22 protein-coding genes are annotated in these 22,689 nt (G+C 39.9%); 5 read left to right on the top strand and 17 right to left on the bottom strand.

The features are described from left to right. Positions 1–11 precede the first annotated feature (11 nt). Positions 12–944 (bottom strand): ion channel, encoded by a 933-nt coding sequence (locus ABJF11_RS09590; RefSeq protein WP_348119600.1) that lies wholly within the window; start codon positions 942–944, stop codon positions 12–14. A gap of 192 nt (positions 945–1,136) precedes the next feature. On the opposite strand from ABJF11_RS09590, the gene purB reads away from it, so the two are divergent. Beyond that, the gene (purB, locus tag ABJF11_RS09585; protein ID WP_348119599.1) at positions 1,137–2,492 is read left to right on the top strand and encodes an adenylosuccinate lyase; all 1,356 of its coding nucleotides are present in this window, start codon (positions 1,137–1,139) and stop codon (positions 2,490–2,492) included. On the opposite strand, the gene ABJF11_RS09580 is transcribed toward purB, so the two are convergent. From ABJF11_RS09580 to ABJF11_RS09545, 8 genes are all read right to left on the bottom strand, one after another. Then, positions 2,489–2,905, bottom strand: coding sequence for a hypothetical protein (locus ABJF11_RS09580; protein WP_348119598.1), 417 nt, complete (start codon positions 2,903–2,905; stop codon positions 2,489–2,491). The genes purB and ABJF11_RS09580 overlap by 4 nt on opposite strands. 59 nt (positions 2,906–2,964) lie before the next feature. Then, positions 2,965–3,225, bottom strand: coding sequence for a DUF493 family protein (locus ABJF11_RS09575; RefSeq protein WP_348119597.1), 261 nt, complete (start codon positions 3,223–3,225; stop codon positions 2,965–2,967). A gap of 55 nt (positions 3,226–3,280) precedes the next feature. Further along, positions 3,281–5,389, bottom strand: a complete 2,109-nt coding sequence (locus ABJF11_RS09570) for a SurA N-terminal domain-containing protein (RefSeq protein ID WP_348119596.1) — start codon at positions 5,387–5,389, stop codon at positions 3,281–3,283. A gap of 84 nt (positions 5,390–5,473) precedes the next feature. Further along, entirely contained in the window at positions 5,474–6,757 is a 1,284-nt protein-coding gene (locus ABJF11_RS09565; protein WP_348119594.1) for a hemolysin family protein, read from the bottom strand. 158 nt (positions 6,758–6,915) lie between these two features. Beyond that, the gene (gene lptC, locus ABJF11_RS09560) at positions 6,916–7,464 is read right to left on the bottom strand and encodes an LPS export ABC transporter periplasmic protein LptC (RefSeq protein WP_348119592.1); all 549 of its coding nucleotides are present in this window, start codon (positions 7,462–7,464) and stop codon (positions 6,916–6,918) included. An 88-nt stretch (positions 7,465–7,552) separates the two neighbouring features. Beyond that, a complete protein-coding gene (locus ABJF11_RS09555; protein ID WP_348119591.1) occupies positions 7,553–8,845 on the bottom strand; it encodes a hypothetical protein in 1,293 nt (430 codons plus the stop codon). 75 nt (positions 8,846–8,920) lie between these two features. After that, complete coding sequence (locus ABJF11_RS09550; RefSeq protein WP_348119590.1) at positions 8,921–10,186, bottom strand: hypothetical protein; 1,266 nt, start codon at positions 10,184–10,186, stop codon at positions 8,921–8,923. After that, positions 10,173–10,904 carry a type III pantothenate kinase gene (locus ABJF11_RS09545; protein ID WP_348119589.1) on the bottom strand — a complete coding sequence of 244 codons (732 nt, stop codon included), beginning with the start codon at positions 10,902–10,904 and terminating at the stop codon, positions 10,173–10,175. Before ABJF11_RS09545 ends, ABJF11_RS09550 begins: the two co-directional genes overlap by 14 nt. A gap of 231 nt (positions 10,905–11,135) precedes the next feature. Between ABJF11_RS09545 and ABJF11_RS09540 the strand changes: the two genes are divergently transcribed. Next, a complete protein-coding gene (locus ABJF11_RS09540; RefSeq protein ID WP_348119588.1) occupies positions 11,136–12,617 on the top strand; it encodes a sodium:proton antiporter in 1,482 nt (493 codons plus the stop codon). Positions 12,618–12,625: 8 nt separating this feature from the next. On the opposite strand, the gene ribH is transcribed toward ABJF11_RS09540, so the two are convergent. From ribH to pdhA, 3 genes are all read right to left on the bottom strand, one after another. Beyond that, positions 12,626–13,102 carry a 6,7-dimethyl-8-ribityllumazine synthase gene (ribH, locus tag ABJF11_RS09535; protein WP_348119587.1) on the bottom strand — a complete coding sequence of 159 codons (477 nt, stop codon included), beginning with the start codon at positions 13,100–13,102 and terminating at the stop codon, positions 12,626–12,628. A gap of 78 nt (positions 13,103–13,180) precedes the next feature. Next, the gene (locus ABJF11_RS09530; RefSeq protein WP_348119586.1) at positions 13,181–13,885 is read right to left on the bottom strand and encodes a tetratricopeptide repeat protein; all 705 of its coding nucleotides are present in this window, start codon (positions 13,883–13,885) and stop codon (positions 13,181–13,183) included. A 76-nt stretch (positions 13,886–13,961) separates the two neighbouring features. Next, positions 13,962–14,993, bottom strand: coding sequence for a pyruvate dehydrogenase (acetyl-transferring) E1 component subunit alpha (gene pdhA / locus ABJF11_RS09525; protein ID WP_348119585.1), 1,032 nt, complete (start codon positions 14,991–14,993; stop codon positions 13,962–13,964). A 110-nt stretch (positions 14,994–15,103) separates the two neighbouring features. Here pdhA and ABJF11_RS09520 point away from each other — a divergent pair, with 110 nt between their 5' ends. Then, the gene (locus ABJF11_RS09520; RefSeq protein WP_348119584.1) at positions 15,104–16,210 is read left to right on the top strand and encodes a DNA replication/repair protein RecF; all 1,107 of its coding nucleotides are present in this window, start codon (positions 15,104–15,106) and stop codon (positions 16,208–16,210) included. A gap of 61 nt (positions 16,211–16,271) precedes the next feature. On the opposite strand, the gene ABJF11_RS09515 is transcribed toward ABJF11_RS09520, so the two are convergent. From ABJF11_RS09515 to ABJF11_RS09505, 3 genes are all read right to left on the bottom strand, one after another. Continuing rightward, the gene (locus ABJF11_RS09515) at positions 16,272–17,588 is read right to left on the bottom strand and encodes a cytochrome P450 (protein WP_348119582.1); all 1,317 of its coding nucleotides are present in this window, start codon (positions 17,586–17,588) and stop codon (positions 16,272–16,274) included. A gap of 58 nt (positions 17,589–17,646) precedes the next feature. After that, positions 17,647–18,699 (bottom strand): methylated-DNA--[protein]-cysteine S-methyltransferase, encoded by a 1,053-nt coding sequence (locus tag ABJF11_RS09510; protein WP_348119581.1) that lies wholly within the window; start codon positions 18,697–18,699, stop codon positions 17,647–17,649. Between the two features lie 136 nt (positions 18,700–18,835). Continuing rightward, positions 18,836–19,939, bottom strand: coding sequence for an NAD(P)/FAD-dependent oxidoreductase (locus ABJF11_RS09505; RefSeq protein ID WP_348119580.1), 1,104 nt, complete (start codon positions 19,937–19,939; stop codon positions 18,836–18,838). Between the two features lie 77 nt (positions 19,940–20,016). On the opposite strand from ABJF11_RS09505, the gene ABJF11_RS09500 reads away from it, so the two are divergent. Then, positions 20,017–20,499, top strand: coding sequence for a GAF domain-containing protein (locus ABJF11_RS09500; RefSeq protein WP_348119579.1), 483 nt, complete (start codon positions 20,017–20,019; stop codon positions 20,497–20,499). Between the two features lie 134 nt (positions 20,500–20,633). Beyond that, positions 20,634–21,032: a DoxX family protein gene (locus tag ABJF11_RS09495; protein ID WP_348119578.1), complete on the top strand. Its 399-nt coding sequence runs from the start codon at positions 20,634–20,636 to the stop codon at positions 21,030–21,032. Here ABJF11_RS09495 and ABJF11_RS09490 read toward each other — a convergent pair. Together ABJF11_RS09490 and ABJF11_RS09485 are read right to left on the bottom strand one after the other, a co-directional pair. Continuing rightward, entirely contained in the window at positions 21,026–21,949 is a 924-nt protein-coding gene (locus tag ABJF11_RS09490) for an NAD-dependent epimerase/dehydratase family protein (RefSeq protein WP_348119577.1), read from the bottom strand. The genes ABJF11_RS09495 and ABJF11_RS09490 overlap by 7 nt on opposite strands. Positions 21,950–21,971: 22 nt before the next feature. Then, a complete protein-coding gene (locus ABJF11_RS09485; RefSeq protein ID WP_348119576.1) occupies positions 21,972–22,628 on the bottom strand; it encodes a phosphoadenylyl-sulfate reductase in 657 nt (218 codons plus the stop codon). Positions 22,629–22,689 lie beyond the last annotated feature (61 nt).

Raw genomic sequence — 22,689 nt, 5'->3', positions numbered from 1 at the left:
AAAGTTGCTTTTTAGAATTTGGTGAATTCAATGTTTTCAAATTTATCAATCAGATCAGCATCCAAATGCGTGATACCCTCGTCATCATTGAAGTAGGGTTTCACAAATTTACCGCCCCAAACAATCTCTTCCCAAGTGTATGAAAACCTTGAATGTACAATCTGGCTAAAAGTGTCATCAAAGCCCTTGATCAATATCATTATTTCGGCGGAGCCATTTTCCAAAGTGTCCTGATCCAAATCGAACAGAGGAGAATCATCATCTATTTTATGAACTAATGTCCAATTCAGTGGCAAGAAAAGGATTTTTTTTGTTTCTAGCTCAAGGTTGTAAAACATTCGTTGAAGTTTACCTTTTACTTCTTTTGTATAGCTTATCATGACATTGGCTTCTAGTTCTATGATCTGACTGCTTCTGCCGTTTACAAATCTAAATTGCAAACTCCAACCTTTTTGATATGGAGAGATCAGCGCATTCTTGCTGTATTGAAAGGAGGCATTTGGGCGAGAAAACCGGCCATATAGCATACCAGTAATAAAGGCGAATGAAATTAAGCCAAATACAGATTCAAAGGAGGAAATAATACCTGTCACATGCCCTACGGGTGATATAGCTCCATAGCCTACTGTAGTGAATGATTGAAAGCTAAAATATAGGCACTGAAAAAACTTAGATAACTCATCACCTCGACTAAGGCCTTCCAGCTCTCCCGGTTCTACAAGAAAATAGATTCCAGCAAAAATCAGGTTTGATCCAATAATAAATAATGTGACCATACTCAAGAACACAGGCCAATTAATTCGAATCAGCCATTGATAAGTATTCCTAAAGTGATACCCGAAGTTTATTCTTTTAATGTTGAAAGAACCATCCTTATTAATGACTCTGCTCGTACCCTTTTCAAAATTTTTACCGATTCCAGGGTCTTTGAGTGATTTTTTCATATCGCAATATATTTAATCTTTCAGGTTGACAAAATGTGAACCCGAGGTAAGAAAGTCTTAAATACCTGAGTGTAGGACTCATGTCAGTTTAGCGTTTTTGATCTTTCAATTCTATTCTTGTTCTTGATTGATTTGTCTAATTTTGCCGTCCGGAAACTTTGGCTATTAAGCCTTCATAAAAATACACAAACGATGGAATTGAATGCACTTACAGCGATCTCACCAGTAGATGGAAGGTATAGAAGACATACAGCTAGCTTAGCGGAGTATTTCTCTGAGTTTGGTTTGATCAAATATCGCGTGCATGTCGAAATCGAATATTTCATTGCATTGTGTCAACACCCATTGCCACAATTAAAAGAAATCGACAGCTCCGTTTTTGGCAAATTGAGGCAAGTCGTTGTCGAATTTTCAGAGAAAGATGCGCAAGCGATCAAGGACATTGAAAAAACCACCAATCACGACGTAAAAGCTGTAGAGTATTTTATCAAGGCAAGGTTTGATGATTTGGACTTGACTCGTTACAAGGAATTTATTCATTTTGGCCTTACCTCTCAGGACATAAACAACACAGCAATTCCGCTGCAGCTCAAGCATGCTGTTGAAAATGAGTACTTGCCTTTGATTAATGAGATCACTGGTACCTTAATGGATCTGGCAGAAACCTGGAAAGATATCCCTATGCTGGCCAAGACTCATGGTCAGCCGGCATCACCTACCCTTTTGGGAAAAGAGATTCTGGTTTTTCATGAAAGACTGACGCAGCAAATCAATATGCTGGATGATATCAGATATGGAGCTAAATTTGGTGGAGCTACTGGCAATATGAACGCTCATCATATAGCCTATCCCGAGATTGACTGGATCAAGTTTGCTAATAATTTTGTTGATAACACGCTTGGCTTAAGAAGAAGCTATCCTACCACACAAATAGAGCACTATGACGATATGGCGGCTTTATTTGATAATCTAAAAAGGATCAATACAATTCTTATCGATTTTAGCAGAGATATCTGGCAGTACATTTCCATGGGTTACTTTAAGCAAAAAGTCGTAAAAGGCGAAGTAGGGTCTTCGGCTATGCCTCACAAGGTTAACCCAATTGATTTTGAAAATGCTGAAGGGAATCTGGGTATAGCTAATGCCAATTATGATTTCCTGGCTGGGAAATTGCCGATTTCAAGATTGCAAAGAGATTTAACAGATTCAACTGTACTGAGAAATGTTGGTGTTCCTGTAAGCCATAGTTTCATAGCGCTAAAGTCACTCCAAAAAGGCATTGGTAAACTAGAGTTGAATCAACACGCTATTGAATACGACCTAGATCAAAATTGGGCGGTAGTATCTGAAGCCATACAGACGATACTCAGAAGAGAGGCTTATCCGGAGCCATACGAAGCTCTCAAAGCACTTACTCGTGGCAATAATGAAATTACTCATCAGGTGATCAAAGAATTCGTGGACACGCTTGACGTTTCTGACGAGCTAAAAACTCAGTTAAAGGAAATCACGCCATTCAACTATACTGGTATCAATCCGCTCGGCTAACCTCGGCGATCACCGCTGGATTGTACACACTGGCTTAGTTTTTTGTTGACTGTGGATTTCCACCATGGGCCTTTAGTGAAAAAAAGTATGGTCTTGGTTGTAGTATTTGTTTTGAATCTTCGCCACCAGGGAGTAAACCCTGGCTCTGGTCTATGTTCGATTCCATATTCAAATCCCATGCTGTGAGTCACCTGCTGGGCACAAGGATTTCCGTAGAGTACTTTTTTGCCCTTTTTGACATATATATATCGGATTCGTTTGGCCGCAGGAAAATTGCCACGCTTATTTTCCTTTACTTTCTTGTCCACTTTTCTTGTGGGCAAATCTTCAGCTAATGGATTTTGCGCCCAGACATCAGTTGTTCCGATACCAACCAGCAAAATTGCAATCATCAAGAAACGAACAAACATCATGGTAAGCCTGATTATTTATGAGGACAAGATATAAACTGAATAGCAAAGAAGATAATTAGCTACAGGGAAATTATACCTTCAATCTTTGCGGCTTCCTTGTAAAGGCCTATGATCTCCTGACTTGAAGAGGCCATGATTTTGATTGTCGTACTGACGTACTTTCCGCCGCTCGACGGTTTGAGCAAAACCTCGTGTTTAGGAAAAAGTGATTCAATCTGTTCCACCTGCTCTGGTTTCACAATGAACTTAAACAAGTATAGTGCGGGAAAACTATAGTTGTTATCCAATTTTTCTTTGAACGACTCTGTAGACTTATCCATATAAACAAAAAAGTCACACCTCATGGGTGTGACTCAAATCTGATTTTGTTATTTACTAAAAGAACTTATATCTATCGTCTTTTATTTCTGCTAGATCTCGTACGGCTTGGTCTGTGTTATATGCCAGACGGCCTTGTTTTTGCTGTAGCAATTGCGTGCGATAGGATTCATAGTCAGAAATTTCAGGAGCTTCCAGCTTATTCACCATTTCGATAATAAGCACCCCATTGTCAACGGCAAAAGGTTTTGTGACCTCACCGTTTTCCATTGAGAACGCTACTCCTACTGCCTCTGGTGCTAGTCCTACACTTCTTAGCGAGTTGCTACTTAGTTTCAATGCAGGCATGTTATATACATTAGCTCCTTCTCCATATCCAGCTGCCATCTCGTCCAGACTTCCAGAAAGTTTGGAGAGTTTGTCCGTGATAATTTTTGCTTTCTTCTGGTTTTTTACCTTATCTGTTACTTCAATTCTCACTGTTTCTAGTGCAGCAACTCCTTTCTCTTGTTCGCTTGTGATTACTGCCACAACATATTGATCGTCAATTTCAAACACATCAGAAACGTCTCCAACACTTCCAGAATTGAAAGCCCAGTACACAATATTTCTTCCTTCTGTAATACCTGAGATTCTTCGATCATTTTTCCCAACGTTAGCAGCCGTTCTTATCGTAAGACCTTTCTCATCTGCAGTTTTCTTGAATTCTTCAATATTCGAAGCGTCTAGAGCAAACCCCTCTGCTTGTCTGAAGTATTTGTTTCTTGTTTCATCACTTACGAAAATCTCTAAAGACACCTTCGCGATTTTGTAGACTACATTTGTTTTTGTTTCGGTAACGTCAATGATGTGATATCCAAATTGCGACTCTACTACGTCTGCCAGGACACCTTTTCTTTTGGCCCCGTAGACTGCATCTTGGAATTCTGCTACCATGGCACCATCTGAGAACCAACCTAGATCACCACCTTTATTGGCTGTACCATCAGTACCGTGTATTCTTGCCATCTCAGCGAAATCTGCTCCATTACGGATTTGTCTCAATACACCTCTAGCTTCACTTTTCGCCTTCGCCTTGTCTGCGTCACTATCACTGGCCCATTTAAATAATATGTGGCTGGCCCGTGCAGAGTATGTATCGCTAGGAGCCATACTAGCTACTTTATAGATCGAATAGCTGCCATTTTCTACTACCGGTCCTACAAATGTGCCCTGTCCCATTGCTACATTGTCGGCCTGGAACACTGCAGGCAATTGACCTGGAGTATAAGCTCTAAATGCATCAGTTGCATCAGAGTTTACTACAGCATAAGTCGAATCATTGTCAGTATTGATCAATGCTTCTTTCATTCTTTGGATCTCTTCGATGACAAGTGCTGTATCTCCAGCAGATGGCACTACATCAAACGAAACATATTCTATCGTCTTCGACTCTTCCTTTTGGTAGTCATTCTCATTATTGCTGAGGTAAGACTGAAGTTCGCTATCAGTAACGGTAATTCCCGAATCAGCCATATTTAAGAATGGCACGTAGAGAAAATTAATTTCTGCTGTATTGGATTCGGTTTTGTATTTGAATCTGGCCTCTGCCTCTGTTGCGTAGTTAGTTTTGATAATTAGGTTATCAAATTTCAATCTTACTCTGCCATCGGCTAAGTTTTTTTCAAAATTTGCCCAATTCTTTCTCTGCTCTTGCGTGCCTTCTACCAGACTAGACAGATACTGTAGTACTTGCTCTTCGTTGAATGCGCCGGTTTGAGGGTCTGTAAAGGCTTGTCTGATTTCTGGGCTGATATTATCACCTTGAACCATGTCTTTGATTTCATCATCTGTGACGTCAATACCGATTGCATCAAATTCGTTTTTGAAAGCATACTCAGCAATAAGTGCATCCCAAGTTACATTTCGAATACCAATTTGATCATTTGAAGTTGGAGTTCTTCGATTGGATTGAGTCCAATTGTATTCGATTTCGTTTTGCTTTGCTATGAAATCCTGGTATGAAATCTTCGTGCCGGCGATTTCCCCGACGTGAGTTTTACTGTTGCCAAGCAAAGATGAGTTTGGGCCAAGTAGATCCGCGCCTACGAATGCCACAATTGAAAAACCAATTAGGATGACAATGATCTTACCCCCCTTTTCCCTTAGCGTATTTATTGCTGCCATTGTTTGAAATTGTTTAAAACGAAGCGCAAAATAAGCAAGACTGATGTTAATATCAAAATTTTCCTGTGCTTAGGAAATTGATTGTCACGGAGTTAAGTTATTGTGATTTATTTTTAGACGTACCTTTTCGATTCTGGCGTCTTCCATTAGTAAAATTTCTATTGAAAAACCTTCTAATTCAATGATTTGACCCTTTTTAGGAAGGTTTTCGTTGATTGACAAGATTAGGCCGCCTAAGGTATCAAAATCGCCTTTTGGTAGTGACCAGCCGTAGGTTTCGTTTAAGTAATCAATTTCTTGTCTTGCACTTAGTATGTATTCTTGATCATTTAGTTTTTCTTCGTGCAAATCCGACTCGTCGTGCTCGTCATGGATCTCTCCAAATATCTCTTCTATGATGTCTTCGATACTTACTATCCCGGAGGTGCCACCATATTCATCTACTACCAATGCGAGCGTCTTGTGATCCGTGATCATTTGCAATAGCAGCTCATTGGCTGGCATGGTTTCAGGGACAATAATAATTTTGGTCAGTATCGATTTGATGTTAGCCGGCTTTTTAAATAACTCCAGCGAATGACAGTAGCCTATGACCTCGTCAATAGATTCGTCATAGATAATAATTTTGGAGTGCCCACTGTCTATAAACTGTTCCTTGAGTTCGTCAATGTCTGCGTTGACATCCATCCCTACGATTTCTGTTCTTGGGATCATGCATTCCCTCACCTTGACTGTTTTGAAGTCAAGTGCATTATTAAAATATTTGGTGTCTACATCTTGTTCGGTCTGATCTATGGTATCATCTGCGATTTTTTTGATGTAGTTGTTGAGATCGGTGAGCCCAAATACTGGTATCTCGTCAGAATAATTAAGCCCAAGGACCTTTATTATGAAGAACTTACTTGCAAATACGATTAAAAACACGGCTGGGCTAAGCATGTAATAGATGACAAGAAAGGGGACGGCTAGAAAGGAGAGTAGGCCGTATGGGTTGACAAGAAAGATACTCTTTGGAATATACTCAGCAGTAAAAAGAACAATCACCGTAGAAATTGTCGTTTGCAAAATCAGAATAATAAAATCATTTGTGAACTGTTTGGGTAGATACATCGCTAGCCACGGGTCTAGCAGCATGGCCATGAATATGCCATAGATAACAAGAGTAAGGTTATTGCCAATGAGTGTAGTGGCAATGAAATTTGACGGACGTCGGGCAAATTTAGACAGCACCTTTGCCGAAAGGCTACCTTGTTTTCCCTGCAACTCTATATGTAGCTTATTGGTCGTAATGAAGGCTATTTCCAACCCTGAAAAGAGTGCCGAGAATATGACACAAATGACGATTACACCAAGGATAAATGGATCCATGTTAGGTTTTCTTCCCTTTTTTTAGTTTGTATAAAAGTATAAGAGATATGCTTAACATAAAAATCCAGTAGGAATGCATAAATCCAAAAGTCATTGTTTGATGAAGGCCAATGATAAAAAATGCCGCTGATGTGGTGAGGATTATTACCTGAGATAAGCTATTCATTTCCTCTTTGCGAATTTTGTTTAGGCATGATAGACATGGTTCCACTTGGTTTTAGGATTGTATACTCTTCGAAATTCTGAGATGCTTCTAGCCCTTCTCCTGTGAGCACTTCATCTTCAGTTTTGATGGTGACAAAATTATCTGTGTAGATCTTCTCTTCTTTTGGATCCCAGTTGAGTAATTCGGTTGATAACTCATCACCAGAAAATAGACTTCTCATAATCACATTGCCTTCCGCTGTATAGTAGTCCTTTTCTGAATAATAATGCCCTTTGTCTGCCACCAATGTAGAAGTAACCAATCCAAACGGATTATAGAACCTTAGATAGATCCCATCTGGGAAATCACGATCCTTATTGGAAAGCACCAGTTGCGTACGCGCCACTAACCTAAGCTTAACAATAGTGGAATCTGATACCAGCATGTCAATGTTTTTCATGGCTATCTCAGGTCCATCATAGAGTTCATGGGCGACCTTTTTCTGCTCCTTACAACCGACTAGCGATAGCAAAAAGATGACAATGACTACGATTCTATTCATCACAACAAAGTTGGTCAATAACTCCACAATAAAAAAGCACTCCAGAAGACAATGCTCTAGAGTGCTTTTTGCTTATTTTTTTGAAGAACTATGGTCTTCTTTCAAGTACCACAGTTTCGTTGATCCAGCACCCCACAGTCATAGATTGTCCTTCGGTCAGACCTAGTTCGAATATTTCCTCGATAGAAGGAAATTGCTCCTTAGCCTTTTCCATAGCGCTTTGATCTCCGGCACGTTTGTATTGATTGTATGCAGCGATGAAAACCAACCTGTCGTCTACCTTACTTTCACCAGCTCTGCAATCATTGTAGCTTTGCATGTAGAGGTTGCCAATCAAGCTATATGCTTTTTTAGCTGAAGGGTCATTGGCCAGTGCTTTTCTTGCATTGGTTCTGGCTGCAGCTTTGTTATCATTTGATGCATGCATCTGTGCTAAGCTCAAATAGATCTCTGATTTTTTCAAATTATCGTCTGTAAGCGATAGCGCTTGGGAATAGTATTCGCTTGCCTTTTGCACATCCCCGGTAGAAGCGTGCTTAAGAGCGATCACCTTAGCTAAACCAAATGCAGGCTCGCTTTCATAAACAATCTCTGCTGCTTCTACGAAAGTTGGACTTTCTGAACATTTAGCCGTAAGCATCAACTGAAACACTTTCTTCGCCATTTTTGGATCTTTGCTCTCTCTCATTTTAGGAGCAAGTTTGTCTTCTACAAACGCACAGTCTACAGTAACCGTAGCGGTCAGTAGTTTGTCTACATTGGCTTGTATTTTTTCCAATCTAGGGACATTTCTCTTTTTTGCTATTTTTCCATCAATCACGTCTGAGATCATGCCATATCTGTCAATGACTTCTTCGTCCGTGATAGACCCTCCACTCAGTTTGTATCGTCTGACAACATCCATGTAGGCCATTAGATTGTTATCCAAGGTTTTCTCCTGATTGAGTTCGAATGTTTTGTCAAAAAGGGTCATAAGTTCCTGATATTTCGACTTATTCCCTTTGTAGTATTTATAAGCAGTAAAGGCTTTTCTGTTTAGCACTTTACCTTCATTACCGAAATATTTGATCCTTTCGTCATACATTTTGAGTGCTATGCCTTGATACTCCACTTTTTTAGCAGCGTCAGAAGTGCCATCTACAAGTCCTTCATAGATTTTGGCTCCATTGATGTAAAGCGATTCATTTAGATCCGGGGCGTTGTCGAGCAACCATTGGTGCGGTGCTACTGCCATTGCAAATTGTTTGCTTTTCACAGCGTCAACGTAAAGCGCATTTTTTTCTTTAGCCGTCTCCACATCTTCAGGCCATTTCCACCCCTGCTGTGCAATTGAGATTGTATTTACCGCAATAAATAATCCGAATAGTACTAGCTTTTTCATATTTTCAAAATTTAATAGTCTGCTCTCTTCGAAATACATGCCATGTAATTCGCTAATGAAAGCGCAACATAATAATTAATTGTATTTTCTTCTAATAAACCAGCGATCATTGATCGTTGCTCCCAGTACAAATTTGAAGTACTGTTCTTTTACCAAGGCGCCTGTCACCGCTCCTCTCTGCCCGTATTTAACAGACATATTGACTGCTGAGAGACCCTTGACTGGAAGAGACCAGCCAAAATTGATGCCAAAATCATTTATGGTCTGACCATCCACTAGAAATGGAACCTGCTTATAGTTTAGTCCGATGCGGTATTTTATTCTTTTTATGTAATTGCTGACATCGTTGTATTTTGGTGTGAATTCAAAACCGAGGCCAACCATCCATGTACTTCGATACTCTTCGCTATCATCCGCAAATCCGGCATTGGTATCCCAAAATGACCGTTTTATGTCTATGCCGAGAGACAGTTTATTAAGTTTCTGCCAAGAAAAACCGATGCCCAATTCTGTTGGCAATTGATAGGAGTCATTTAGGTCATTGATAAGTGTATCACCAGGCACAGTGTTGCCAGTTCCGGTTTCATATTGTATACGCTCTAGTCGTGTACCATCGATGGAGTGTCCAATATCATAGGTCAAACCAAAATTTAGTACGTCTTCTTCGTTGAGGCTCATTCTGTATGCGGCACCAAGTCCGGTATCAAAACCAGAATAATTTGTTTTTCCAAAGTACCCAGTAGGAAATTGCTGGGTGATTCCGCTACCTTCTAAGCGAGTGGAAGTAGTCTCTTCAATTAAACCAAAAAGATAGGAAAGCCTTAATCCTACATATAAATTATCTTTCACCTGAAATCCATTGGAGAAGTAGACTTTATTTAATCCACCGCTTCCTTCAAAATCTATGATGGCATCTACTGTAGTACCAGCGATATCTTGCTGAGAAGAAAAATCATAGTTGACAGAACTATATGGCATGAGGCCAATATTTGAAGTCCACTTTCCCGACATGATTGGAAAGGCGAATGAGAGGTACTTGAACCCGGCGGTACCTACTTTTACAGAATTGAAACTGTTAGTTACTTTTCTGTTTTCTCCTTCAATGCCTATTTCGAAAACTGTCAAAGTATTAAACGCAAGCAGGGCTGGGTTCATATTATTGATGTGCCAAACTGTGGGTGTTCCAATTCCTATATCGCCCATGGCCGCATTATTTGCAAGACCCATTCCGTTCAAATCTCCAATGCCAATTACTGTATATGGGGAATAAGTGTTTTGTGCTAAAACAAATTTGCAGCTCATAAAAGCTGCAAGAATCACTAACCATTTAAGTCTTCTCATTATACTCCAATATCCTGTTCAATCCGATCAACACCAATTTAGGGGATGCAAAGATGTGTGCTTTTAATTTAGATTCAAAACTATTTAGTCCTCCGCCACACATAATCACTTCTAAATCAGGCCATTTGATTTGATAGTGACTAATAATGCCATCCAATTCAGCTGTTATTCCAATCATAACACCACTCATCATCGCTTCCCTTGTTGTATTCCCAATTAGTTTAGCTTCCTGATAATTGGTGATTAACGGTAGTCGTTGTGTGTAGTCATGCATGGCTCTAAAACGCAGATTGACTCCGGGAGAAATACTACCTCCATGGTAATTTTTATCCTTGTCCAGGAAGTCATATGTAATACATGATCCAATATCGATTACCAAATTGTTTTTACCGCTATTAATTTTTTCAACTCCAGCCAGAGCAGCAATTCTGTCTAACCCAAGGGTGTTCTTAGTGTTATAATGATTATTGAATGGAATAGGTGTGCTGGGAGTTAGAATATTTATTTCTAAAGGCTTTAGTTTATAGACTATTTCTTGTGTATCCATTCCGACACTACAGACAATTCCTGCCTTTACTTGAAGTTTAGAAACCAATTCGACAACATCATTTGTTGAGTGACAATTCCAGTCTGCGACTAATTCTGAATCGACAAACTGTCCTACTTTTAGCGAAGAATTTCCTATGTCTATGACAATATTGGATGAGTTATCTGGCATACTGAAATAATGGGCTTATTGTACTTTTTCTATATGGTGAAATTAATGGGAGAACTTAATACGTACAAAAATTGTAAAATATTAATACTACACGCTTGGTTTTATCCCTACAGATAATATCTTTATTACATCAATCGCAACCTGCTATGAGAAGAATAAGAAAATTACAAGTTGAAACTAAAATGATCGATTTAGATTTCATATAATTGCTCTCAATTATTCTTAAGCAGTATGTACAAATATTTGGTTCTTTTTGTTTTGTTGAGTTGTGGCCTTCAGGGGTATGCCGGCAATGTGAGGGCCAATGAAGAAAGTATATCCGAAGAAATTGTTTCGATAGAGGCACCTGTAGTAGAGAATTTGAGTGATGATGCCCATCATCATGCTCCAGGTTGGTCGGTGATTCCTTTCGCATTGCTATTGATCATGATAGCTACAGGTCCACTTTTCTATGAACATTTCTGGCACAAAAATTACCCTATAGTGGCTTGCGTGCTTGCGGTCATGGTGATATCGTATTATTTGTTCGTCTTGCACAATACACATGCCCCTGTGCATGCAATGGCTGAGTACGTGCAGTTCATTGCTCTTCTCAGCGGTTTGTTTATCGCTTCTGGTGGTATTATGATAGAAGTAGATAAAGAGGCAAAACCAATGACCAATGTCATAATCCTCTTGATAGGAGCATTAATATCAAATGTGATTGGTACCACTGGCGCCTCTATGCTTTTGATCAGACCTTTTATTCGCCTGAATAAGAATCGTATCAAGCCCTACCATATTATTTTCTTCATTTTTATGGTGAGCAACATCGGAGGTTCTCTAACGCCTATTGGTGATCCACCTCTTTTTCTTGGTTTTCTGAAAGGTGTTCCTTTTTTCTGGACACTCAAGTATAATATTATCCCATGGGTATTTGCCTGTCTGGCGCTGGCAGCTGTGTTTTATTTCACAGACAAAAAGAATAAGTCAGATTATAGCTTTGGAGAAAGCTCACATACTCCGTCCAACTCGGTAACTTTTGTTGGAACCAAAAATTTCTTGTGGCTTGCCATCATTGTAGGCGCTGTATTCCTTGACCCGAATGTTTTGGAATGGGTTCCGGCGATCCACTATGACGGCCAGAAATTTTCCTTCCTAAGGGAAATAATAATGCTTTCGTCTGGATATCTGTCATACAAATTTGCAAACAAAGAAGCTCTGCAATGGAATGAATTTAATTTTGAACCTATTAGAGAGGTTGCTTTTATTTTCATTGGCATATTTGGCACGATGATGCCAGCACTTGAACTGGTGGGCAATTTTGCCCAATCTGAGACAGGAGCAGCTATGATCACGCACAATACGCTTTACTGGGGAACAGGATTACTCTCAGGATTTTTGGATAACGCTCCTACTTACATCAACTTTTTGACTGCGGCACTCGCTTCTCAAGGCGGGTCGATTAATGAAATGGCGGACGTCGTTGGATTTTCGAATGGAGAATTTAGCAATTCAATATTGTCATTGAAGGCTATTTCAATTGCTGCGGTTTTCTTTGGTTCGATGACCTACATTGGTAATGGGCCAAATTTCATGGTGAAATCTATTGCTGAACAAGTAGGGATCAAGATGCCTTCATTCTTCGGCTATATTATCAGGTTTTCAATCCCAATATTACTACCACTATTTGTCCTCGTCTGGCTGATCTTTTTCTTTTGGGGCTGGCTCTAGCTTTTTGATTAAAGAGATAGCATCTTGATAGCTGTGATGGCAGCCTCATCTCCTTTATTACCATGTTTGCCACCGGCACGATCCGTTGCTTGTTTTTGATTTTCAGGAGTCAATACTCCAAATATGACTGGCTTGTCATATTTCAGTGATACGTTGGTCACGCCATGCGCAACGGCGTCGCAGATGAAGTCGAAGTGACGGGTTTCCCCTTGTATCACACATCCAAGGCAAATCACAGCATCTACATCATCCCTTTGAGCCATCTTCTGAGCTCCCAGGCTCAATTCAAAGCTGCCAGGCACATCTACTCTCACAAGGTTCTTATTGTTGGCGCCATGCTGTAATAGTGTTTCAATCGCCCCGTTATACAGCGATTCCGTGACTTCTTCGTTCCATTCGGAAACAACAATAGCAAATACTTTGTCAGCAATGTCTGTTAAATTCTTGTTGCTATAATCACTTAAGTTTTTCAGATTACTTGCCATAGGAATAAATTTTAGCATTAAAAGAAAAAAGGGCTGAGTAACAACTCATCCCTTTCCTTAAATTTTCTTTATTAAACTTTAGTTAGACAATCCTTGCAATCTAGCGAGGTGTTTTACAGACTCCTGATATTCCAAGGCGTCATAATATTCGTCAACAATAGTTTGATAGTTGTCTATAGCCGCATTGAGATCGCCAGCTTCTTCATTGGCAATTGCTGCTTTTGTTAAATATGATGGACTAAACTGCTTGTTAGAGTTATAGTCAGCTGCTTTCTCATATAGTACGGCTGCCTCCTTGTAGTTACCCAATTCCATTTGTGCATCTCCTGATAAGGCATAGGCTCTTGCCTGAACTACATAATCGCTGGCACTAAAAGCATCTAGGTACCTCACTGCATTTTCATAGTCACCTAATTTCAAATAGGTAGCCCCGGCATAGTAGTTAGCCAAATTTGCAGCTTCGGTCATGTCGTACTCACTTATAATATCAAGAAAGCCAAAGTTGTTGCCATCCCCGTTGAGTGCTTTCCCCAGACTGTCGGCTTCAAAATAGTACACAGCCTGAAACATATCTCTCTGTGCATTGTTATTTTGACCCTGGAGGTAATAAGTACCAAATAAATAGCCTACGATTACGACCAGAATAATCCCTGCTGCGATAGAGACTGCTGTTTTGTTTTTTTCAATAAACTGTTCTGTTCTTGAGAACTGCTCAGCTATAGCTTCCGGATTCTCGAACAAATCATGATCGTGTTTTTCCGTACTTTTCTTCTTCTTTGTCATTCTAATTCAAAAATTCTGACCGCAAATGTAGTAATATTTTAAAATCATATTGGATTACTATGATTTATATCCAGTATTAGTCCTCTAGAAATGGATAAGCAGGGTCAGCATATACATCGGTATAGGCATTTTCAGGTGCGGGATAATCTGATTCCTCTGCAAATTTTACGCAAAGATCAACCTCTTCTTTTACTTTTTGGTCAATGGTTTTAAGTTCGTTTTCTGTCGCTAGTTTATTACTAATGATGTCTTTTCTCACCATTTCTACAGGGTCTTTTTGCTTGTAAGACTCCACTTCTTCTTTGGTCCGATACTTAGCCGGATCGGACATTGAGTGTCCTTTATATCTATAAGTTCTAAACTCTAACAAGGTTGGTCCATCTCCTTTTCTGGCACGTGCCGCTGCTCTGGCCACTGAATGATGGACGTCGATTACAGACATGCCATCGACCGATTCTGATGGCATTTCGTAAGCACTACCTAGCTGATCCAAACCAGTCACATTTGAAGTTCTCTGAACAGAAGTGCCCATGGCATATCCATTGTTTTCAATAACAAAAATGACAGGTAGCTTCATGGTCATGGCAATATTTAAAGCCTCATGAAACGCTCCTTGTCTAACAGCTCCATCTCCCATATAGCAGATGCAGAGTTTTCCGGTTTCGTTGTATTTTTCTGCAAAGGCAATCCCTGCACCTAATGGTACTTGCCCACCCACGATACCATGACCTCCAAAGAAGTTATGCTCTTTGTCGAAGATGTGCATAGAGCCTCCTTTACCTTTTGAAATCCCGGTCTCTTTGGCAAACAATTCGGCCATGATTCTTTTTGGGTCCGTGCCTAGAGCAATAGGATGGGCGTGGTCCCTGTAGGCAGTGATGTATTTGTCCCCTTCTTCGAGTGCACTCACGGCACCTGCAACACAAGCTTCCTGTCCTATATAAAGATGACAAAATCCCTTGATTTTTTGCTGACCATAGAGTTGTCCGGCTTTCTCTTCGAATTTTCTCATCATTAGCATGGTCTCATACCAGGTAAGATAGGTCGACTTTGAGAATTCGTTTTTAGATGTTGCCTTTGATTTCTTTTTTTCTTTTACACTTGCCATTTCAAAAGGTGTTTAAGCGGTTCGCCGTAAATTTAGTTTACTGGGAATGTCGTTTCGCTCGTTTTAACGAACAGCGAAATTAGTTAAATTAGTACTGACAGCAAAGCAATATGTTCCTTCAATCACTCTCGTTGCAATATTTTAAAAACTACGAAAAGGCGGAGGTTTCATTCTGTGATCACTTCAATTGCCTGGTCGGGCTTAACGGAAGTGGGAAAACTAATATTTTGGACTCGATATATTATTTATCTACCACCAAGAGTGCCTTTCATGCTTTGGATTCACAAAGTATTCAGCATGATGGTCAGTACTTTGTCATCAATGGACAGATTTCATTATCGAAAAAAGAGCACAAAATCCATTGCAGTTTGAAAAGGAATAGTCGTAAAACATTCAAAGTCGATGACTCAGAGTATGATAAGTTAAGTGAGCACGTAGGGAAGTTTCCCATTGTGCTTATAGCTCCTAATGATGATGAACTCATACGTGAAAGTAATGAGGTGAGAAGAAGGTTTTTTGATAGTATTATTTCTCAATATGATTCTGAGTACCTCAAGCTGCTTATCAGGTACAACCATTATTTGAAGCAGAGAAATGCATTGTTGAAGAAGATGGCAGAATCTGGCAGAGTAGACAAAGTAATGTTGGAAACGTACAAAACGCCCATGGTGAATGATAGTGCGGAAATTGCCATGAAAAGGCGATCTTTCATTCAAGAATTTCTACCCCATTTTCAGAATAATTATGATCGTATTGCTGACAAAAAAGAAAGAGTGGAAATCGTATACAATACAAAAGCATTATCAGCTGATTTTGGAAAGCAGTTTGCTGATAACATTCAGCGAGATATCCAATCACAACGAACCGGCCTAGGAATCCACAGAGATGAATATATTTTTGAAATAGACGGGTTTCCGATAAAAAAGTATGGCTCTCAGGGTCAGCAAAAGTCCTTATTGATTAGTTTGAAATTAGCCCAGTTTGGGTTTGTCAAATCGCATTTGAAGATAACACCGATCTTGATGCTCGATGATATTTTTGATAAGCTGGATGATGGGCGTATTGATCGATTGATGTCAATAATTGGGTCGAAGGAATTTGGCCAGGTATTTCTCACCGACGCCAGAGAAGAGCGAACAAGAAGTCTACTATCCGAGAAATTTGAACCAATGAAGATTTTTCGAGTGGAAGAAAATATGATTACCGAACTGGATTGATTTTACTACTAATAGGAGCGGTGTATTTTTGAATCTTAACCCACTTCTTAGTATAACTGAGCTAATCTCTTTGACGCAGCTTTACTGATACTGGAAGGTCTGGACGCAAGGTAAGTAAAGGGTTAAATTTTATCCTTTCGGGAGAGAGTGGTTCTAGCTCAAACTGTCGAATAAATAAAACGGTGAGAATTGTCATTTCAAACAGGGCAAAATTGTTGCCTATGCAGAACCTTGGACCTCCACCAAAAGGTAGATATTGAAATTTGTGTTTTAGCATATGATTTTCGAACCTCGAAGGATCAAATTCTTCTGGGTGTTCCCAGTATTGATCATTGTGATGCAATTGATAGATACTGGTCATAAGCTGATAGCCGGCATCAATTTCATAATCACCTATTTGATCTACTGATTTGGCCTTTCGTACGATATTCCAGATTGGTGGATATAGCCGCATAGACTCTTTGATGACTTGACCTGTGTACTTTAGGTTGCTAAAATTGAGGAGATCCAGGTCGTCAAGCGACTTGAGATCTTTCACTTCCTGAAACAATTTTTCTTGTTCCTTTGGGTGATGAGCTAGAAGGTGCAAAGTCCAGGTCATGCCCAATGAGGAAGTCTCATGGCCGGCCACAAGGAAAGTCAATACTTCATCTCTTATTTGCTCAAAATTGTCCTTTGGGTCAAAATTTTCAAGTAAGACAGAAAGCAGGTCATTGATTTCTTCTTTTTCTGGTAGGCTTCGTTCGTTGATGGCTCTTTCTATCAATCGGTTGGAGTCGTTCATCATCGAATGATACCTCTTATTGTTTTTAGTCGGAATCCATAATGGCCATTTGAATGGTGATCGAATTCTATTAACAATAAATTCTTGACCGAAGCTGACGTGATCAGACATCTTAGATAGGATTTCTTCATCAGAAGAATGAATCAGCGAGTTTAATAAAATGGTAAGCGTCAGGCCATTCATTTCTGTATCGAGTCTGAGTTCTTCTTTTGTATTTAAGCTGTTGATATACTGAGTACCAGTTTCCCATACTGCTGGTAATAGTTTTCTTAGCTGCGCTTTATGAAAAGAAGGCTGAAGCATTTTTCTATTGGTATGCCATTCTTTGCCTTCAGCTGTGAGCAGGCCATTGCCGAGTACAAGAGCCACTTGTTTATAACCATTACTCTTGGTATAATTTTCATGATTGTTAGCCAGGACATGCTGAGCTTGATCCGGGTCTGAAATCAAAGCAAATTTTCCTATGGGTAGATTTAGGTCAACAGGAGAGCCATATTTACTTTCCGCCTCTTTCATGTACTCAATAGGCGATTCTTGAAATTTTTTAAGGTTTTTGAGTTTGCTATTTTCTGGAAAGGCCTTAGGAAGTTTCACTACTCGTCATTATGTTTTAGACGAATATAATCGAATAAAAATCGGAGTCTATCGCATGTTAGAAGTTTTTCTTTTCCAAAGCCAATAGCCATTGTTTTCGCCAAATACCTCCACCATATCCGGTCATGGCCCCATCGGATCCAATGACTCGGTGACAAGGTATGATAATCGATATTCGATTGTCACCATTGGCTTTGGCAACAGCCCGTATAGCTCCTAGATTTCCTAGCGCGATGGCCTGTTCCTTATAGCTGCGTGTTTTGCCATATGGAATATTCCTGAGCTCTGTCCAAACCTGCTGCTGAAAATCTGTTCCGGGAGTGTCTAACGGGACCGTAAAATGCTTCAATTTGCCAGCAAAATATTTTTCAAGTTCTGCTGTGAGAGGTTCGAAAAAAGGGCTTTTTCCTGGAATCAATTCAGCTTTTAGGTAGTTTCTCAATCTTTTAACCTGAGTTTCGAGCATTCTTCTATCGGTAAACTCCAGAAGGCAAACACCATCCTCGGATGCCCCGGCCATCATAGGCCCCAGCGGAGTAGGAATTCTGGTGACTGCTATTACATTTTTAAACTTACTTTCCTTTGGACTAAATCCAGTAGAATTCTTAAAACTATCTAGAAACCCACTCAGGGATTCAAAACCATTGCTAAAGGCAGATTGTATTACTTGGTCGCCCTGTCGAATTTGACCAAATGCGTTGTTGATACGTAGAGACCTGAGATAGGCCTGAAAAGTCATGTCGTGATTTTTTTTAAACCATCGCCGCACACGAGCAGGATCGAGTCCTCTGGTTCTTAGACTTTGATCGTTGATTCTAGTATTAGGCGTGGCTTCAATATCGTCTAATAAGGGTTTGAGCCAAATCGGAATGGCTCCTTTCATCTCCATAGGATGACAAACTTTGCATGGGCGATAGCCATGATCCAGGGCTTCTTTGCTATTGCCAAAATATTCAACATTTTCTGGTTTGGGTTTACGGGCGTGACAGGTGGGCCGACAAAAGATACCAGTAGTCTTTATGGCGGCGAAAAACACCCCTTCGAATGAGCTGTCTTTTTGAACGAGAGCCGTATACATAGTGTCGGTATCAGGAAGAAGAGAAAGTTGCATGATTAAAAGTAGCTATTTTAGGCTAAGCTAAGACGGCAATAAATAAGGTTCAACCGAAAAATGAACAAGTATTTTTTTGGTGTATGCCGAGTGATCCATATTGTCAGCCAAAATAGTATGAAATAAAATGAAAGAGTCAAAAAGGCTGACCATGAGTGAGTGATATGATAGCGGTACCAAGCGGTTTCCACCGAGCCAAACCTACTCCTATATTCGACGACCAAGTTGAACCGAATAGATGTTGAACTTGCCTCCCGACGGCCAACCTCGTTGCAAACAAATTATTCCATTTTTGGGTATAAAGTCTTTCCAGTTTTGTTCTATCAACTGATTCATTTTCAAAATATCCTTTAATCAATGTAGAGAGCAAATGAGCAGAACGGATAGCCATGGCCATGCCATTTCCACAAAGAGGAGTTATCATGCCAGCTGTGTCTCCGCACATTAAGATATGATTATGAATAAGTTCTTTCTTATCAAATGATATTTCATTTATTACAATTGGTCGTTCGAGTAGAAAATCTGAATTTTTCCATAAATCAGCCAAAAAAGGATTTTTATGAAGCACTCGCTGTTCCATTAGACCGATGTCGTTGTGTTGCTTGAGATTTTTTCGGTTGGATAAATAACAAAGGTTGAACTTGGACTCTTCGACCTGGCTAATCCCACAATAGCCATCTTGAAAATTGTGAAGCGAGATTTCATCTGCAGGAAGATCCGTCCGGACGTGATACTTCACTCCGATATAAGGAGATTTTTTTTGCATAAACCTTCTCGCCTTGTCAAGTTTTGCTCGCTTTCCATAGGCGCCTATTACTATTTTTGATTCAAAGGTCTTGTGATTGGCTATGACTTGAAAAACGCCATCGAGGTAGTTGATATCAGTGACATTACTCTTTTGATATACTTCGACCCCTGCGCCTATAGCTTGTTGGTAGAGGAAATGATCATAGGCATATCGGCTGACGCCAAATCCACCGAGATCAAGAGGCAATCGAGCGGTACTCCCATTGGTGGAGCTCAGCCTAAACTTAGAAATGTTGGTCGGCATGAGTTCATCCGGAAATAGATTGTTGCGGATGAGAAAAGGCCTGACTTCATTCGATAAATACTCTCCACATACTCTATGAAATGGGTAAGCCTTCTTTTCGAAAAGGGCAACCTTCAATCCGGATCTACTGGTCAGAATAGCATTAATTAGCCCTGCAATACCACCACCAACAACAATCACATCGTACATGCAATAAATATCTTTAGAATTATTCAACTATTTCAAGCAGCAGGTCGTAAAATTGCATGCACATCCAATATTTAATAATGGCAGAAAATCTTATCGTTCCTGAGACCTCTGATAAACAGCAAAAGTATGAGTCCCTGATTCCTCAGATTGAGGCCTTGATATCTTCCGAATCTGATCTTGTGGCCAATCTAGCAAATATTGCTGCAGTGCTTAAAGAAGGCATGGGCTTTTTTTGGGTAGGCTTTTATCTTGTTAAAGGCGACGAGTTGGTATTGGGGCCCTTTCAAGGTCCCATTGCATGTACTCGAATTAGAAAGGGCAAGGGTGTATGCGGGACTTCCTGGGCAGATCAAAGCATAATGGTTGTGGATGATGTGGATAAGTTTCCTGGCCATATTGCCTGTAGTAGCGCCTCTAAGTCAGAGATTGTTTTACCGGCAATTAAGAATGGCGAGGTGCAATTGATATTGGATGTAGACAGTGATCAATTAGCAGATTTCGATCATGTAGATAAGGTGCAGCTTGAAAAGCTTATGAAAATTATAGAAGGAATTTTATGACCCCGAAGGAGCAACAAACCTAAACTCAGCTGGTTTTATCTGCCTTATAACCAATGGTTTGACCGATCATCAAAAGAATTCCTCATTTTCTGAAGTGAATTTTATCTAATTCATATTTTGAATTAAATTCAAATATGAACCTGCAAAGACTCTTTTCAAAATATACAGATGTTTCTCTTCTTCTATTGAGAATAGCCTTTGGTATCAGGCTGATCTGGGGGACACAGGATAATATCCTTAGCCATAGTCGCATGTTGGAGTTTGCGGATTTTCTTGGTGCAAATGGCTTCCCATTCCCAATTATATCCGCCCATGCATCGGTTTATTTGCAGTTTGCGGCAGGAGTCAGTTGGATACTTGGTTTGTGGGTGCGTGAGTCAGCTCTTTTGATGGTGGCCAATTTTGTTGTAGCCCTATTGATGGTACATATCGGAGACACATATATCAACACAGCTCCAGCCATTCATTTATTGACATTTGCAATTTTTCTACTTTGTACAGGAGGAGGCAAATATGTGCTCAAGGGTCAGTAGCTAAAGCTATTTAAAAACTCTATCATCTCATCTTTGAACTCTGGAAGATTCTTACCATAGCTGACATGCTCCATTAGCTTTTGATCCATGTCAGCCATTTGCTGCTGGAGTTCAGTATTTTGGTTTACAAAGAGAAATTCCAGTTCCGGTTTAAGTTCTTTCAAAACATCAACAATGTCCAGCACCGCTAGATTTCTTTCTGACACGTTGTATGCTCCTGACGGCACCTCTTTTCCAATGACATCCTGGATTATGTTGGCCATCGAATTCACATGGATAAACGCTCTTTTTTGATTGCCATTACCATTGATCTGAAGACGACCGTTGAAATTACACTCAAAGACGAATTTATTGATGACCGCATCGAATCGCATACTGCGGCTGTAGCCGTAGACGTTGCCACATCTCAGTACGATTGGATTTCTGTCCTTACTTAATCGCTGGATATGTTCCTCGCCACGCTGCTTCGAGATGGCGTAGAAAGACGATGGATTAACGGCATGATCGTCAGTGATAGGCTCATCGTCAAACCCATAGACACCCATGCTGCTGAGATAAATTACTTTCTTGACATCACTTTCTTCGATGGCATAGGTTAACTCTGCCGTGCCCCAATTGTTAATCTGCTCATAGAAATGAAGGTTTACATTGGCAAAAGGAGAAGTGACCTTGGCAGCGAGATGAACCACAACATCAATACCATCCAGAGCCTTTTTCAAACTTCGAGAATCTAATAGGTCGCCTTTGATAAACTCAATAGCATATGGGTTTATAAATTTATCACCTAGAAACAAGTTATAGTTGCCCCGCATCAAATTGTCATAAATTATGATTTTCTCAATCGCTTTATTACTGCTCAGGTGCTTTACCAGCCTTGTTCCTATATATCCGGCTCCACCAGTTATTAATACTTTCATTCTTAAATCAAAAAAGGAGTAGTTACTTACTTACTAATTCGGTGTGTAGTCCACACTCTGTTTTATTCATTCCATACCAACGCGCTTCACGTTCCATCATTTCGAGGCTTGGTTTGCGTGTGCAAGGCTCACAACCTATGCTGCTATATCCTTGAGCTTCCAAAGGATGCTTAGGCAGATTATACTCTCTAATGTAATCAAAGATCATTTTGTTGGTCCATTCGAGCATAGGATGAAATCGTACCGAATCAAACTTCGAATGCTCTTCGACTTTCATTTTGGCTCTATTTGCGTTTTGATCTCGTCGTATCCCGTTGATCCAAATGTCAAAGTCAGAGAGTAGCCTGTCCATGGGCTGTACCTTGTTGTAATAGCAACATCTGTCGGGGTCAGAGGCAAATAGAAGTTTTCCTTCACTGTCCTTTTGCAGACTCTTAGGTACATCTGGTTTGATCTCGATCATATTAAGACCAAACTCATCAGCCAGCTGATCTTTATAAGCCATAGTCTCAGGAAAAAGGAAACCAGTATTAAGACAGTATACCGGGATAGATTTATCAATACGGCTCAGCAAATGAAGCAGAACAATACTGTGCGTCTGAAATGAAGAGGTGGTGAATAACTTTTTACCATCCTCCTGATATTTTTTAATATGATTTTTTATTTCATCAAAATCCATCGAATAGGTATTTTACGGAGAACACGCGAAGATATATTTTATTCTATTAACTGAGCGTGAA

The organism is Reichenbachiella sp. (genome assembly GCF_039941815.1).
Lineage (GTDB): Bacteria > Bacteroidota > Bacteroidia > Cytophagales > Cyclobacteriaceae > Reichenbachiella.
This window is presented reverse-complemented; position numbering and strand designations above follow the sequence as displayed.